This is a genomic window from Streptomyces sp. NPDC030222, from assembly GCF_055573115.1.
This window is the reverse complement of sequence record NZ_JBVICA010000012.1, coordinates 1-14,947: the sequence shown is the minus strand read 5'-3', so window position 1 is coordinate 14,947 and position 14,947 is coordinate 1. Positions and strand designations below refer to the sequence as shown.

Below are 14,947 nucleotides of genomic sequence, written 5' to 3'. Positions count from 1 at the left end.
GGGATTCAGCCGGAGAACAGTTCGAAGGCGACCGCGGGCCGGCCGTCGAAGCGCGGGGCCAAGCGCTCCGCGTTCTCGGTCAGGAAGTCGCGCACGTACTTCTCGGGATCCTCGTCCGTCAATGCCCCGAGGTACGAACGGTGTTCCAGCAGGGACTGCACGGACCGCTCGAATCCGGGCCCGGCGTCGACCGCGTGGGTGGGCGAGGGGGAACCGGCGACGGCCACCCAGCGCACACCGTCCCACGGTTCGAGGCCCCGCTCGGCCAGCTCGGGGAAGATCCAGCGGTTGCCCGCGTCGGCCGCGGCGTCGAGGGTGGCCCGGCCCACCGCGCGGTGGTCGGGGGTGTTCCACAGACCGCCTCCCCAGGTGTCCCGGTGGTTGAGCGTGACGACCAGTTCGGGCCGGTGGCGGCGGATCGCGGCCGCGATGTCCCGGCGCAGGGCCACGCCGTACTCGATCACTCCGTCCCGGTGGTCGAGGAACTCGACGGTGGTGACGCCCACGACGGCCGCGCTCGCCCGCTGTTCGGCCTCCCGGCGAACCGCGCAGGTGTCGGGGGCCATTCCGTCCATGCCGGCCTCGCCCCGTGTGGCCAGGACGTAGGCGACGTTCCGCCCGGACTCCGTCCAAGCGGCGACGGCGGCCGCACAGCCGTACTCGAGGTCGTCGGGATGGGCCACGACGGCCAGCGCGCGCTCCCAGTCCTCGGGCATCGGGCGGAGCTGATCAGTGGTCATGGGCCGCAGGATACGGTCCGGATGACGCTGACACACCGGCGGCGGTGCCGCCGTCCGTGTCGGCGTCGGCGTCGGCCCCCGTGCTGCCCGTCGTACAGCCCGGGGCGAGGTCCCCGGTGTGGCCCACCGACAGCGTGGAGAGCAGTTCGAGGGCGAACGACGACAGGCCGCCCCGGCGCACGCGGCCCGACGCGGCGGGCTCGGGGACGTCTCTGGCGAGTGGCGCGGCCGGCAAGGCGACGCTTCGCCGCTTCGGCACCGTTCTCCGCGTCGCTGCGAGTGGAGACCGGCGAGCCGTGCGAACTCGGCCCCCACGACGAGCCGGAACCCGCGGCCGCGGGGCACGCCGTGTCAGTGGGTCAGTGTGGCCTTGAGCACGACGATGATCACACCGAGGAACAGGCTGACGGCCCCGGAGGCCACCACCAAACCGCGGGAGGCACCGGCCCGGGCCGCCGCGAAGGCGGCCCAGCCGACCTGTCCGGCCACGGCCACGGCGAGGGCCAGCCACCCGCCGCCCACCGGCCCGAGACCCAGGAGCGGGCTGATCGCGAGGGCGGCGGTCGGCGGCACGGCGGCCTGCACGATCGGCCACTCGGCGGCACAGACCCTGCGGATCTCCGCCCGGGTCAGCGGCTGGCCGACCAGCCGGTCCCCCGCCAGGCGCGCGTAGACGTGCGCGGCCCAGAACACCAGGCCCGTGCAGAGCAGGAGCACGACGAGGTTGAGCCGCGGGTACAGCCCGGGCTCCCCGCCCCCGGAACCGGCGCCCGCCACCACCGAGGCGGCCAGGAGCGATCCGTAGACGGCTCCGCCGTAGTCGGCCCGGCCCGGCGCCTGCGGTCCGGCCCCCGGCGGCCGGCCGGGAGTGTCGTGTGTCATGCCTCCATGATCGGCATACGGTCCGTGCCCCGCGCGGGAAGTGCGCGCCACCGGTCGGGTTCCCTCACACGTTCGAGGGATTGCTGATGCGAATAGGCCCCGCGCCTCCCTGACGGTGCGTGGGACATGCCGGAGCAGCCGGAGCCCGTCGGCCGCCCGCTCGACCGCGGGTACTCCTCGACGGACCGGACGACCCGCGCACGACGCCGGCCTGGTTCGAACATGCCGTCCTCTTCGGTGTGTTCGTGGCCGAGGTCCGGGCGGAGGTGCCGCCGGAGGGTCGCCGGAGCGGGGGCGGCTGCACTGCCGGAGCCGTGGCCGCCTGGACGGCGCCGCGGCGTCTCGCCCCTCGGCCGGTCGACGCACGCGGGGCGCCATCGGCCTGGGCGCGGACGCCCCGTCGTTCTCCGCCGTTCACCTGCGCTTTCCCGGCCCGACCGGCCGGGAGACAGGTGGTGGTCGCCCTCTTGACCGATGGTGTGCCGACCGGTGAGAGTTCATCACTCCCATCACTCTCCGCATACTTCTCCCCAAAGGAATTGCCGTGGAAGAACTCACCCTCGCGCCCGCCCCGGCCGCCGGACTCGTCGTCCGGCGGGCGGCGGGCGCCGGGGAGCTCGTCGCCTTCGCCGAGCTGTACCGCGATGTCTTCGACGACACCGTGCACGGGATCAGCCCGCGCCTGCTGTCCGCGATGAACACACACAGTGGTGTGGTCATCGGCGCCTGGGAAGGCGAACGGCCGGTCGGATTCACCTACGGCTTCCTGGCGCAGGAGCCGCACAGCGGCCGGCTGTACCTGTACTCGCAGGCGGCCGGGGTGGTCGCGGACCGCCGGAACAGCGGGCTGGGCCGGGTGCTGAAGCGGGCTCAGGCGGAGGCCGCGCTGGCTGCCGGGGTGACTCTGATGCGCTGGTCGTACGATCCGCTCAAGTCCCGCAACGCGCACTTCAACCTGGACGTGCTGGGCGGCCGGGCACGGGTGCTCATGCCGGACTTCTACGGCGAGGAGCCGCACGGTCTGGCCACCGACCGGCTGATCGTCGACTGGGACCTCGCGGTCCCCGCGCGTCCGCGGGACGAGGAATGGGCCGGACTGCCTCCCGCGCCCCTGGAGGCCGGTCACGTCGTCCGTACCGGCGACGGCCGTGCACTGCTGACCGTCCCGGACTCCTGGCCCGACCACGACCGGTTCACCCTGCGCGAGGCACGGACGCTGCAGGGTGCGGTGGCCGCCGAACTGACGGGCCTGCTCGCGGACGGCTACGCGGCCGTCTCCTGCCGCCGGGTGCGGCCGGGCCAGGCGGCGTACCTGCTCGTCCGCGAGGCCTGACCGGGCCGGCCGCCCGGCCGTCCTCCGCGTGCCCCGCGCCGCCGCGGGAGCCACGCACCACCATGGGACCCGCGCACCGCCGTGGGCGGCACCCGTCCCGAGTGCTTCTCGGAGAGTGCCGCCCATGCCCGTGCCGTCCCCCGTTCACCGGCCGGCCGGGCGGCGGGCAGTGACCAGCCACGCGACACTGCGCAGCCATACGGCACCGTCCGCTTCGTGGGCACGCAGTACATCGGTCAGGGTGCGGGAAGCGAGCTTCAGCTGCTCGGCTCCTGCCTGGGCGAGCATGTGACGTCCGGGACCCGAGTCCAGCATGAAAGCTGCCGCGTCCTCTGCGTCCCGTCCCCAGTTTCCGGCCGCCTCCACTCGCACGGCTTCAGCGCCTTCGAAACCGGCGGCGGACAGGATGCCGAGCGTGCGGTCGAGGTCGGCGAGTGAGAACATTCCCGGCGCTCCCGGCTTGCCGAAGTCCCCGACCGGGAGAATGCCGCGCAGCGCGTCGAAGGCCTGGATCCACTCGTTTCCCTCGGGCTCCGACGCGCAGATGAAAGCCGCACGGCCACCGGGACGCAGTGCGCGTCCGATGTTGGTGAAGGCAGCAACGGGATCGGCGAAGAACATGACGCCGTAGCGGCTGAGGACCACGTCGAATTCAGCGGGCGTGAAGGGGTGGACCTGGGCGTCTCCTTGACTGAAGGACACGTTGGCCAGCCCCTCGTGCCGCGCGCTCGCGCGCGCTCGTTCCAGCATGGGCTCCGACAGGTCCACACCCAGGGCCCGGCCTTCGCGGGCCCGGCCGGCGGCCAGCCGGGTGCTCCGGCCGGCTCCGCAGCCGATGTCGAGGACATTGTCCCGGTCACCGACCGCAGCCGCGTCGAGAAGCGGTTGGTTGAAGCCGTCGTTGATCGCATCCCACCGGTTCTGGTTGCGCGCCCACTGGCTGCCTTCGTAACCGTTCCACGCGTGCGCCTGACTTGTGTTGACGAGGTGATCCATGCGATGCCTCCAAGCATGCCGCCGGACACGGCACTAGAATGGGCGTATGCCCAAACAGTATGGGCGAGCGCCCATACTTGCAATGGGTTCCCTGGAAGGAGTCCTGATGTCACCGCGTGGAGTGGCGATTCCCGATCTGCGGGACCGGCTGTTCGCGGCCGCGGAACGGGTGGTGGCGCGCGACGGCGTCGCGGCCCTGACAAGCCGGGCGGTCACGGCCGAGGCGGGCTGCGCCAAGGGAGTCCTGCACACTCACTTCGCCGGCCTGGACGAGTTCATCTCCGAGCTCGTCCTGGACCGCTTCGCACGCAGCGCCCGGCACGCCGAAGAGCTGAACGGGCGGGTGGGCCACGGTCGCGTGGCGGACAATCTCGCCGAGGTCGCGATCGCCCTGCTGGACTCCCTGGACCCGGCGGTCGTCGGTCTGGCCATGACCCGCCCCGGCGCTTCGCTCCACACCCGCCAGGCACTGGAGTCGGGTGCGCCGGGCTTCACGGCCATGCAGCAGTCGATCACCGGCTACCTGGAGGCGGAGCGGCAACTCGGCCGCGTCGCGCAGGACATCGATGCCGCCACCACCGCGCTCGCGCTCGTCGGTACGGTCCACCACCTGTTGATGACCCGCAGCCCCGACGCTCCGCCGGACGCACGGGAGACGACCGAACGTCTTGTCGCCCTGTTGCTGGGGGACGGTTCGCAGGGCGTTCACACGTCGTGATGCCCCGACAGGCCGCACCCGCACGGCCGGCGGTGGCGTATCGCATGTCAGGGAAACTGGGCGCAGGCCGGCGAGGACGACGCCGACGAGTCGGTCGACTGCCCCCTCCCTCGACCACGAACCGCTTGATGAAGGTCCTGCCACCGTCCCGCGACCCGTGGACGGCGGTCCGGGTGGCGGCCGGCCCTTCACGGGGCATGGCGCGGCGGGGGGCCGGATGCGGAGGTCGCGGCTGTGGCCGGCGCTTCCCGTGGGAGCCGGAGGCGTTTGAGGGCGAGTGCGTTGACGGCGACGATGATGCTCGAGCCGGACATGGTCAGGGCCGCGATCTCCGGGCGAAGCACGAGCCCGGTCGCGGGCTCGAAGACGCCGGCGGCGATGGGCAGGGCGATGGCGTTGTAGCCGATGGCCCAGCCGAGGTTCTGCCGCATCTTGCGCAGGGTGCCCCGGCCGATGCGCAGCGCGGTGGGTACGTCGAGGGGGTCGGAGCGCATGAGTACGACGTCGGCCGTCTCGATGGCGACGTCCGTTCCGGCCCCGATGGCGATGCCGAGGTCGGCTTGGGCGAGGGCGGGCGCGTCGTTGACACCGTCCCCGACCATGGCCACCTTCCTGCCCTCCCGCTGCAGTTCGGCGACCTTGGCCGCCTTGTCTCCGGGAAGGACCTCGGCGATCACGGTGTCGATGCCCAGCCGACCGGCGATCCGCTCGGCCGTGGCCTTGTTGTCGCCCGTGAGCATGACGACCTGAACGCCCAGGGCGTGCAGCTCGGACACGGCGATGCCCGACGTCTCCCGCGGCGCGTCGGCGATGGCGATCAGCGCTGCCGCTCGTCCGTCGACGGCCGCGATGATCGCGGTGCGGCCCGTTGCGGCCAGTTCGTCACGCCGGGCGGCGAGCGGGCCGAGGTCGACGCCCTCGCGCAGCGCCAGCCTGCGGTTGCCGACCGCGATTCGGTGGCCGTCGACCACTGCGGTGGCGCCGTGACCGGGCACGTTCTCGAAATGGCGCGCATCGGCCGCCGGAACCCCCTGCGCCTGCGCGTACCGGACGACGGCATCGGCCAGAGGGTGTTCCGACTCGCGCTCCACGGCCGCCACCAGGCGCAGCACCTCGCGCTCGTCCGCTCCCGGCGCGCTGACCACCTCCGTCACCTCGGGTTCCCCCTTGGTGAGCGTGCCGGTCTTGTCCATGACGACGGTCCGGATGCCTGCGGATGCCTCCAGAGCGGCCGCGTTCTTGAAGAGGACGCCGCGGCGGGCGCCCAGACCCGTACCCACCATGATCGCGGTGGGCGTTGCAAGCCCCAGCGCGTCCGGGCAGGTGATGACGACGACGGTGATGGCGAACAGCATCGCGGCGCTGAACGGCCGGTCCGTGGCGAGCAGCCACACTGCCAGGGTGAGCGCGCCGCCGACGAGGGCGACGAGCACCAGCCAGAAGGCGGCCCGGTCGGCCAGTCGCTGGCCCGGCGCCTTGGAGTTCTGGGCCTCCTGGACCAGCTTCACGATCTGGGCGAGCGCGGTGTCCGAGCCGACCCGGGTGGCACGGACCCTCAGGGTGCCGTTCGCGTTGAGAGTGGCGCCGACCACCGGCGAGCCGGGGGACTTGTGCACCGGCAGGCTCTCCCCGGTCACCGTCGACTCGTCGACCTCGCTCTCGCCCGCCTCCACGACCCCGTCCGCGGCGATCTTGGTTCCGGGACGGACCAGCAGCAGATCGCCTGCAGCGACGTCCGCGGTCGGCACCTCGACGGGCTCACCGTCACGCACGACCACAGCGCGCGGCGGGGCAAGGTCGAGCAGGGTGCGGATCGCGTCGTTGGCACCGCCCCGGGCCCGCATCTCGAACCAGTGGCCGAGCAGCACGAACGACGCCAGCACCGTGGCCGCCTCGTAGAAGACGTCGCCGCCCCCGCTCAATGTGATGACCAGGGAGTACAGCCATCCGGCGCCGACCGCGACCGCTACGAGCACCATCATGTCGAGCGTCCGGGCGCGCAAGGCCCGCACCGCCCCCTGGAAGAAGATCGTGCACGAATAGAAGATCACCGGAAGGCTCAGCAGCAGCGCCCACACGTCCTGCCGCAGCCCGAAGGGCACCGGCGCCTGCAGACCGAACACCTCCTCGCCGATCGGCGACCAGATCACGATCGGCACGGAGAAGAGCGCGGCCACCAGGAAGCGGTTGCGCATGTCGGCGACCATGGCTGCCATCGACATGGCGCCATGGCCGCCGTGGCCCATCATCTCGTCCGGAGAGCGCTGGTCCTCTGAAGCCGCGGGTGCCCCGGAGGGGGGCTGGGGGAACCCGTGGGCCTCGGGTCCGGCCGTCGCTGCCGGGGGACCGGGCGGAAGCCCTGGCGGATCGGGCTCGACCATGGGGTCGCAGATATGGGACGGCACGACCTGGCCTGCGCAGTGGTAGCCGCACTCGGTCACCCACCGCCGCAGCTCGGCCAGCGAGGTCTGCCGCGGATCGAAGACGACCGTGGCCGCCTGCGCCACGGGGTTGACCTCGACGTCCACCACACCGGGACGCCGGCCGAGCACCGATTGGACCGTGCTCTGCTGCGACGCCCAGTTGAGACCGCGTACATCGAGCACGGCTGTGCTGCGCTCCTTGGACGGAGCCGCCGACCGGCGTTGCTGGTGGTCGCCTGGGAGATCGGGCATGGTCACAGCTCCTCGTGGCTGCAGTGCCGTCGGCCGGAACGACGCCCCCACCGCCCTGCCTGCCAAGCTCGGCAGCGATTCGGGCACAGCACCAGTGTCACGCGTGCATCGGGGACCCGCCTGGCTGGTCGACCTCTTCGGGTCCCGCGTCCCGATCACCGGCCCCGCCCATCCCAGGCGGAGGCCCCCGCGAGTCACCGCACGGACGCCGCCGGCGGACACTCGCGCACGGCGCCGTACGCCAGGAAGTACGCGGGCACCCGGTTGAGCCACCGCGAGGTGCCGACCAGCCGCGAGAGCCGCCGGGCACGCCCGGCGTCGCCGAAGGGCGGGCGCCCCGTCAGCACGGGGGCGATGACCTGGGCGTGGGCGATGCGCTGCAACCCCTGCGTCACCGCGGTCGTCGGCCAGCGGCGGCGCTGGACCGCCCGTACGTCCCGTAGGCCGACCTCGCCCCTGAGCAGTGGCTCGACGAGGTGCCGTGCGGCCGCGACGGCGTCCTGCACGGCGAGGTTGATCCCGATGCCGAACACCGGCGACATCGCGTGCGCGGCGTCACCGATGCACAGCAGCCCCGGCCGGTGCCAGCGCCGCAGCCGGTCCAGACGCACGTCGAGGAGCTTCACCTCGTCCCAGGAGCGCAGCGCGTCCACCCGGTCCGCGGTCCAGGGGACGGCGTCCCCGAAGTCGGCCATGAACCGCCCGAGACCCGCGGCTCGCCGGACGGCGTCGGTGCCCTTGGGGATCAGCGCGGCGCACTGCCAGTAGTCCCCTCGGTCGATCATGGCCGTGAGGAACCGGTCGCCGGCGCCCCCGACGAGCCCGTGCGGGTCTCCCTCCCGCCTCGGCAGCCGGAACCACCAGGCGTCCATCGGGCAGGCGAACCTGCGCAGCCCCAGCTCGGGGAGCGACCTCGCCGACGAGCCCCGGCCGTCGCAGGCGACGGTGAGCGTGGCCCGCAGCTCGCCGGTCCGGCCGTCCGAGGTCCGGTACCGCACCCCGGCGACCCGTCCCCGCTCCATCAGATAGGAGGTCGCCTCCGTGTTCATCCGCAGGGTGAAGGACGGCTCCCGGCGCGCCTCGTCCGCCAGCAGGGCGAGGAGGTCCCACTGCGGCACCATCGCCACGTAGTTGTACGGGCCCGGGAGCGCTCCGATGTCGCCGACCGTGACCAGTGCACCGTCCGGCCCGAGCGGCAGCTGGACCGTGGTCACCCGTCGCTGCGGCAGTCGGGCGAACCGCTCGGCCAGTCCCAGGTCGTCCAGCAGCGCCAGGGTGGACGGATGCACGGTGTCGCCTCGGAAGTCGCGCAGGAAGTCGCCGTGCTTCTCCAGGACGGTCACCCGCACCGACGCCCTGGCCAGGAGCAGGGCGAGGACCATGCCGGCCGGACCGCCGCCGACGACGCAGCAGGTGGTCCGCTCCCCGGCGCTCGGCGCCTTCGATGGAATCACCGGATCGGTCATACCGGTAGATATACCCTCAAGATCGGGTAAGCCAGCATTGAACGGTGGGGGCGTACTGTGGAGGCGTCATGAGCCAGCAGCCGGTCCTTCTGCCCTACGGCGACCCGGCCTTCGTCAGGGACCCCTTCCCGCTCTACCGCCGGCTCCGCGACGAGGGCCCGGTGCGCCGCGCGATCATCGCGGGCGGGCTGGAGGCGTGGCTGGTCACCCGGTACGAGGACGGCCTCGCGGCCCTGTCCGACCCACGGCTGAGCAGCGACGTCCGCGACGCCTCGGACCCCCGGGTCATGGAGCAGCTCCCGGCCACGGAACGCGAATCCATGCTGAGCAACATGCTCCGCTCCGACCCGCCCGACCACACCCGGCTGCGCCGCCTGGTCTCGAAGGCGTTCACGGCGCGCAGGGTGGCCGGGATGAGGCCCCGCGTCCAGGAGATCACCGACCGGCTGCTCGACACGGTCGTGCCCGCCGGCCGGGCGGAACTCGTGGCGGACTTCGCGCTGCCCCTGCCGGTCACCGTGATCAGCGAACTCCTCGGAGTGCCCCTCGACGACCGGTACGACTTCCAGCAGTGGACCGACGACATGCTGCTGCGACGAGCGGAACGCCCCGACCCGGCCGTCGTGGACGAGGCGTGGCGGCGGATGCGCGCGTACCTGACGAAGCTTCTGGAGAACAAGCGGGCCCGTCCGGAGGACGACCTGCTCAGCGCTCTGATCACCGCACGGGACGACGAGCAGCGGCTGAACGAGGACGAACTCGTCGCCATGTCGTTCCTGCTGCTGGTCGCCGGGTACGTCACCACGGTCAACCTGATCGGCAGCGGCATCGCCGCACTGCTCGCCCACCCCGACCAGCTGGCGGCGCTGCGGGACGATCCGGAGCTGCTGCCAGGTGCGATCGAGGAGTTCCTCCGGTACGACGGACCGGTCAACCCGGGCATCGCGCGGTTCGCACGCGAGGACGTGTCCATCGGGGGTGTCACCATTCCGCGCGGCGCGACCGTACTGATCGCCTCGGCCCTCGCCGACCGCGATCCGGCGAGATTCCCCGACCCCGACCGGCTGGACATCACCAGACGGGACAACGCCCACCTCGCCTTCGGGCACGGCATCCACTACTGCCTGGGAGCGCCCCTGGCCCGGCTGGAGGGGCAGATCGCGATCGGGACGGCGCTGCGCCGGCTTCCCGGCCTCGCCCTCGCCGTGCCGCCCGGAGAGCTGCGCTGGCGGCCGGGCGGGCTGCGCGGCCCGGCTGCCCTCCCCGTCACCTTCACCCCGGGCGGCGGGCGCTGAGGCACCGGCGGAGTCCCGTGCCCGGATCCGGCACCGCGTCCTTGCGGGCCGGGCTGGGCGCCACCGCCGTTCCGGCCCCGCACGGGAAGGCCGGACCTCACACCGGCGCCGCTCCCGGAGGGTGGATGGCGCCCGCCGTGGCCGTCAACGGAGCACCGCTTCCGCCCCAGCGCAGCGCGACGATCTCCGCCGCCACCGACACGGCCACCTCCTCCGGTGTACGGGCCCCGAGGTCGAGGCCGACCGGCGAACGCAGCCGCGACAGCTGCGCATCGTCGAGTCCTGCCTCGCGCAGCCGCTTCATACGGTCGTCGTGCGTACGCCGGCTCCCCATCGCCCCGATGTAGGCGGCCGGGCGGCGCAGTGCCTCCTCCAGCAACGGCACGTCGAACTTGGGGTCGTGCGTGAGGACGCAGATCACCGTGCGGGAATCGGTCTCGGTGCGCTCCAGATACCGGTGCGGCCAGTCGACCACGACCTCCACGCCCTCCGGGAACCGCTGGGCCGTGGCGAACACCGGACGTGCGTCGCAGACCGTCACCCGGTAGCCGAGGAAGCCGCCGATCCCGGCCACGGCGGCCGCGTAGTCGATCGCGCCGAAGACCAGCATCCTCGGCGGCGGCGCGAACGAATGCAGGAACACGGTGACGTCGTCCTCGCGACGCTGTCCCTGCGGCCCGTAGTGCCGCAGACCGGTTGCGCCCAGCGCGAGTCCACCTCGGGCGTCGGCGGCGACCGCCACGTCGAGCCCTTCCGATCCGAGCGAGCCGGACACGGAGTCCGGCCACACGGCCAGGGTGGCACCGCGCGGCGCCGGACCGTCCGTCACCGCGGCCACGGTCACCGGGCGGTGGGCGGCGACCGACTCGGCGACGGCCCCGAAGGACGGGTCGGTGTCCGGGGAGACGGACCGCACGAGCAGAGTGATGCGGCCGCCGCAGGTCAGTCCGACCGCGAACGCGTCTTCGTCGGTGTATCCGAAGGACTCCAGCCGGGCCCGGCCGTCGGCGACGACGTCCTTCGCGAGGTCGAAGACCGCGCCCTCCACACAACCTCCGGAGACGCTGCCCACGACCTCGTCGTCCGGCCCGACCGCCATCGCCGCGCCGGGTCCGCGCGGGGCACTGCGGCTCACCTCGACGACCGTGGCCAGCCCGAACGGCTCACCGGCCGCGTACCACCGGCTCAGTGACGGCAGGATCTCCCGCATGGTCGGCTCCTCTCGGGCCTCCCTCCCCCAGCCTTCCGCGCCGCGCGTCGGCGGGCCTCCCGGCGGGGCGGGAGAGGGGCCTGCGTCGGTCTAGACCGGGTGCCCCTGCCCGTCCGTACGGTCGGCCTGGCTGGAGAACTTGGACAGGAACACGTCGAACCGGCCGTCGGCCCTACGGCTCATGGTGCCCCCGTCCTGCCAGATGCCGTTCTCGTCCCACCACTGACTGCCGTAGGGGTCGCCCTGGTTCTGGTGGATGTTGTGCATGCCGAGACCCTGGTCGAACGGTTCGCCGAAGATCACGACGGTCCGCCCGGGGACGAGGACGGGCTCGAGCGCGAGGGCGGCGTCGAGATTGGACCCTGAGACCCACGGCCGGGGCCTGCTCAGCCTGTCGAGGATCGCCCGCAGCCGGTCCGGCGGCCGGCCGATCAGTGCGCAGCCGCGCCGGTGCGCAAGCGCCGGGTGCCGGAGGTAGTCGAGCGCACCCGTTCCGGGTGCACGGATGAGGTCGTGGTAGCCGGGCGGCAGGGCTGCCACCGGGCCGAGCGCCGCGGCGTCCAGGGTGAAGACCTTCCACTGGACACCGGTGGCGGACTGCTTGCTGTCCACGTCGACCGCGCACCGGTAGCGCCCGGCGGGTGCGTCGACTTCGAGGTTGATGTGGAACCAGCGGCCCTGTGTGTCGGGCTGGTCCCGGAAGTGGCGGTGCAGCGTCCCTGACAGCACGCCGTAGGCGTCGAGCGGCATGCCGCCCAGTCAACCACCGGCTACGGTCCGTGGTAGGTGACTCGCTGGGGGACGCAGCGCCCCGGGCCCGTGCGGTGCAGCAACGGGTGAGGGTGCCTGCGCGGCATCCGGCCTGCTGTGGAGGCACCGGCGCGGGGCAGCACGGCGTGCGTGCGGCCCCCATGCGTGCAGCACCCGGTGCGTACGGGCCCCGTGCGTACGGGCCCCGTGCGAACGGCGCCCCGTTGTGCGTACAGGCCCCGTGCGTACGGCAACCGTGTGTGCCGTGCCTGGATCCGGCACGGCACACTCCGTGGAGTTCCGTCCGAGGACGGAAGGTCAGGCGTGCATGCGGCGGCTGCGGCGGATGAGCAGGTACCCGCCCAGAACCGCTGCGCCGCTCGCCAGCGAGGCGGCGATCGCTTCGCCGGCGCCGGTCTCGGCCAGGGACGGGGGCCCGGCGACGACCGGCGGCGTCACGGGCTCGACAGGGGTCACGCTCGGGGGCTCGACCGGAGTCACGCTCGGGGGTGTGACCGGGGTGGCGGTGGTGGGCGGGGCCGCGGGGGTGTCCGTCGTCGGCGGCGTGACCGGAGTGTCCGTGACGGGCGGCGTCACCGGAGTACCCGTCGTGGGTGGCGTCACGGGGGTGTCCGTCACCGGCGGCGTCACCGGAGTACCCGTCGTGGGCGGGGTCACCGGCGTGTCCGTCACCGGCGGCGTCACCGGAGTACCCGTCGTGGGCGGGGTCACCGGCGTGTCCGTCACCGGCGGCGTCACCGGAGTGTCCGTGACGGGCGGCGTCACCGGAGTGCTGGTCGCCGGCGGCGTGACCGACGTGCCCGTGCCGCCGTTGGCGCACCCGTTGCCGAACGCCGGGTTCAGCAGTCCCACGACGTTGACGGTGTTGCCGCACATGGTCACGGGCAGGTGCACGGGCGCCTGCACGACGTTCCCGGAGAGGACTCCCGGGGAGTCCGAGGCGAGTCCCTCGGCGCCCGCGTCCGCCTGGGCCACCCCGTAGGAGGACGCGAGGATGCCCGTGGCCGACGCGGCGACGACCACGCACTGGTTCAGAAACTGGCGCATCTTTTCCTTCAGTTGTGTCAGGGCACACGACCGTGCCCTCCCTGTGCCGGCGGCTCGGTGAGCCCGGGAACACTCCTGGCGTGTGGGTCACGCGGCCCGGATCCCGTCCGAGCCGAGGAGCAGCGGAGCCGACAGCCCCTTCAACGACGCAGCGGCGAACCGGCAACCCCCGGGAGGGCTTCTCGCTGCCCAATCACTCGAACGCGCGCGGTATTACTGAACTACCGGCCTCCGGTTGGGCGAACTCCGCGGTGGTTGAGCGGTGTTCCGGTGCCGGGTCGCGGACCGCGGGACAACCGGGGAGTCCCGCCACCGATACGGACGGTCACTCCGCGACCAGCACGGCCACACCGGTGATCCGGCCAGCCGCCAGATCGGCCAGTGCCCGGTCCGCGCTCCGCATCGGATAGCGCGTCACCCGCACGGCGGGCCGCAGTCGTGCCGCCTCTGCGAGAAACGACCGGCCGTCGTCACGGGTGTTGGCGGTGACGCTGCGCACCGTGCGTTCCTGGAAGAGGTGCCGCTCGTAGTCGAGCGCCGGCATGGCCGTCAGATGAATGCCCGCGATGGCGAGGGTGCCACCCCGGTCCAGGGCCTCGAGCGCCGTCGGCACCAGGCGTCCGGCCGGGGCGAAGAGGATCGCGGCGTCCAGGAGCTGCGGCGGCGGGCCGGATCCGGCGGACACCGCCCCGAGCTCCAGCGCCAGCCGCTGCGCCTCGTGCGATCGTGTGACGACGTGGACGTACGCCCCGCGGGCCACCGCGAGTTGGGCGGTCAGGTGCGCGGAGGCGCCGAAACCGTAGATGCCGAGCCTGCCTCCGGAGGGCAACTCGGCCCGCTCCAGCGCGCGGTAGCCGATGATGCCCGCGCACAGCAGGGGCGCGGCCTCCTCGTCGCTCCAGCCTTCGGGGAGGCGGTAGACGTAACGGGCGTCCACGACGACCTGGTCGGCGAAGCCCCCGTGGATGTCCCAGCCGGTGTAACGGGAGCCCGGACAGAGGTTCTCGCGTCCGGCGCGGCACTGACGGCAGTGTCCGCAGGTCCCCGCCAGCCAGGCGGCGCCCAGTCGGTCACCGGTCCGGAGATCGCGCACCTCCGTACCGACGGCGATCACCTCGCCGACCACCTCGTGCCCCGGAGTGCACCTCGGCATTCGGGGCGGCAGGTCCCCCTCGGCGAGGTGCAGGTCGGTCCGGCAGACCCCGCACGCACGGACCCTGAGCAGCAGCTCGTACGGACCCGGCTCCGGCATCTCACGCTCCACGAGCCGCAGGGGTGCGGAGGCGATCGGCGCCGGGTGCTCCACCACCCAGGCGGTGCCGGCGGCAGGGCTCCGAGGTGCCATCGTCGTTCTCCTGACACGGCCGCGGGTGAGCAGGCGAGGGCGTACACGCGCCCGTGCGGGCTCCGGACGGTCCGACGGCACATGGCGCACGGGCCGGGCCCGGTCGCCGGTGGCGGAACGCGCCCGGGCGGCCGATGGCTCCGGTCAGTCGGTTCGTCCCGGTCCGCCTTCCTGCTTCTCGTCGTCGACGATCTCCGCGTCGACCACTTCGTCGCCGTCGTCGGCGGGCCGGCCCGTGCCCGTCCCCTCACCGCCCGCGGCCTGCTGCGCCCGCGCGTCGGCGTACATGGCCTGGCCGAGCTTCTGGGAGACCGCGGCGAGCTTCTCGGTCGCGGTGCGGATCTCGGCCGTGTCCTCGCCCTTGAGCTTGTCCCTCAGCTCGGTGACGGCGGTCTCGACCTCGCTCTTCACCTCGCCGGGGACCTTGTCCTCGTTGTCCTTGAGGAACTTCTCCGTCTGGTAGACCAGC

Annotated in this window: 14 protein-coding genes; 3 read left to right on the top strand and 11 right to left on the bottom strand. The window is 72.9% G+C overall.

The genetic code is table 11. The annotated features are described in order from the left end of the window. Nucleotides 1–5: 5 nt before the first annotated feature. The 3 genes from ACZ4Z5_RS18595 to ACZ4Z5_RS18585 form a co-directional block, all read right to left on the bottom strand. On the bottom strand, nucleotides 6–740 hold the full coding sequence (locus ACZ4Z5_RS18595; RefSeq protein ID WP_468263872.1) for a PIG-L deacetylase family protein: 735 nt from the start codon (nucleotides 738–740) through the stop codon (nucleotides 6–8). Further along, the gene (locus ACZ4Z5_RS18590; RefSeq protein WP_468263869.1) at nucleotides 730–975 is read right to left on the bottom strand and encodes a hypothetical protein; all 246 of its coding nucleotides are present in this window, start codon (nucleotides 973–975) and stop codon (nucleotides 730–732) included. Before ACZ4Z5_RS18590 ends, ACZ4Z5_RS18595 begins: the two co-directional genes overlap by 11 nt. A 116-nt stretch (nucleotides 976–1,091) precedes the next feature. After that, nucleotides 1,092–1,622 carry a hypothetical protein gene (locus tag ACZ4Z5_RS18585; protein WP_468263866.1) on the bottom strand — a complete coding sequence of 177 codons (531 nt, stop codon included), beginning with the start codon at nucleotides 1,620–1,622 and terminating at the stop codon, nucleotides 1,092–1,094. Nucleotides 1,623–2,166: 544 nt separating this feature from the next. On the opposite strand from ACZ4Z5_RS18585, the gene ACZ4Z5_RS18580 reads away from it, so the two are divergent. Further along, nucleotides 2,167–2,955 carry a hypothetical protein gene (locus ACZ4Z5_RS18580; protein ID WP_468263863.1) on the top strand — a complete coding sequence of 263 codons (789 nt, stop codon included), beginning with the start codon at nucleotides 2,167–2,169 and terminating at the stop codon, nucleotides 2,953–2,955. Between the two features lie 144 nt (nucleotides 2,956–3,099). On the opposite strand, the gene ACZ4Z5_RS18575 is transcribed toward ACZ4Z5_RS18580, so the two are convergent. After that, the gene (locus tag ACZ4Z5_RS18575; protein ID WP_468263860.1) at nucleotides 3,100–3,951 is read right to left on the bottom strand and encodes a class I SAM-dependent methyltransferase; all 852 of its coding nucleotides are present in this window, start codon (nucleotides 3,949–3,951) and stop codon (nucleotides 3,100–3,102) included. A gap of 106 nt (nucleotides 3,952–4,057) precedes the next feature. Here ACZ4Z5_RS18575 and ACZ4Z5_RS18570 point away from each other — a divergent pair, with 106 nt between their 5' ends. After that, nucleotides 4,058–4,669 carry a TetR/AcrR family transcriptional regulator gene (locus ACZ4Z5_RS18570; RefSeq protein ID WP_468263856.1) on the top strand — a complete coding sequence of 204 codons (612 nt, stop codon included), beginning with the start codon at nucleotides 4,058–4,060 and terminating at the stop codon, nucleotides 4,667–4,669. Between the two features lie 188 nt (nucleotides 4,670–4,857). Here ACZ4Z5_RS18570 and ACZ4Z5_RS18565 read toward each other — a convergent pair whose 3' ends face one another. Continuing rightward, on the bottom strand, nucleotides 4,858–7,344 hold the full coding sequence (locus ACZ4Z5_RS18565) for a heavy metal translocating P-type ATPase (RefSeq protein WP_468263853.1): 2,487 nt from the start codon (nucleotides 7,342–7,344) through the stop codon (nucleotides 4,858–4,860). A gap of 194 nt (nucleotides 7,345–7,538) precedes the next feature. Then, a complete protein-coding gene (locus ACZ4Z5_RS18560; protein ID WP_468263851.1) occupies nucleotides 7,539–8,798 on the bottom strand; it encodes an FAD-dependent oxidoreductase in 1,260 nt (419 codons plus the stop codon). An 80-nt stretch (nucleotides 8,799–8,878) separates the two neighbouring features. Here ACZ4Z5_RS18560 and ACZ4Z5_RS18555 point away from each other — a divergent pair, with 80 nt between their 5' ends. Then, nucleotides 8,879–10,105 carry a cytochrome P450 family protein gene (locus tag ACZ4Z5_RS18555; protein WP_468263848.1) on the top strand — a complete coding sequence of 409 codons (1,227 nt, stop codon included), beginning with the start codon at nucleotides 8,879–8,881 and terminating at the stop codon, nucleotides 10,103–10,105. Between the two features lie 97 nt (nucleotides 10,106–10,202). Here ACZ4Z5_RS18555 and ACZ4Z5_RS18550 read toward each other — a convergent pair whose 3' ends face one another. The 5 genes from ACZ4Z5_RS18550 to ACZ4Z5_RS18530 form a co-directional block, all read right to left on the bottom strand. Next, a complete protein-coding gene (locus tag ACZ4Z5_RS18550) occupies nucleotides 10,203–11,315 on the bottom strand; it encodes an XdhC family protein (protein WP_468263845.1) in 1,113 nt (370 codons plus the stop codon). Nucleotides 11,316–11,405: 90 nt separating this feature from the next. Then, entirely contained in the window at nucleotides 11,406–12,065 is a 660-nt protein-coding gene (locus tag ACZ4Z5_RS18545; protein ID WP_468263842.1) for a DUF2278 family protein, read from the bottom strand. A gap of 318 nt (nucleotides 12,066–12,383) precedes the next feature. Then, nucleotides 12,384–13,133, bottom strand: coding sequence for a chaplin (locus tag ACZ4Z5_RS18540; protein ID WP_468263839.1), 750 nt, complete (start codon nucleotides 13,131–13,133; stop codon nucleotides 12,384–12,386). A 325-nt stretch (nucleotides 13,134–13,458) separates the two neighbouring features. Continuing rightward, nucleotides 13,459–14,478, bottom strand: a complete 1,020-nt coding sequence (locus ACZ4Z5_RS18535; RefSeq protein ID WP_468263836.1) for a zinc-dependent alcohol dehydrogenase family protein — start codon at nucleotides 14,476–14,478, stop codon at nucleotides 13,459–13,461. A 144-nt stretch (nucleotides 14,479–14,622) separates the two neighbouring features. Further along, the coding region (locus ACZ4Z5_RS18530) for an Hsp70 family protein (RefSeq protein ID WP_468263833.1) at nucleotides 14,623–14,947 on the bottom strand (325 nt) is incomplete at its 5' end.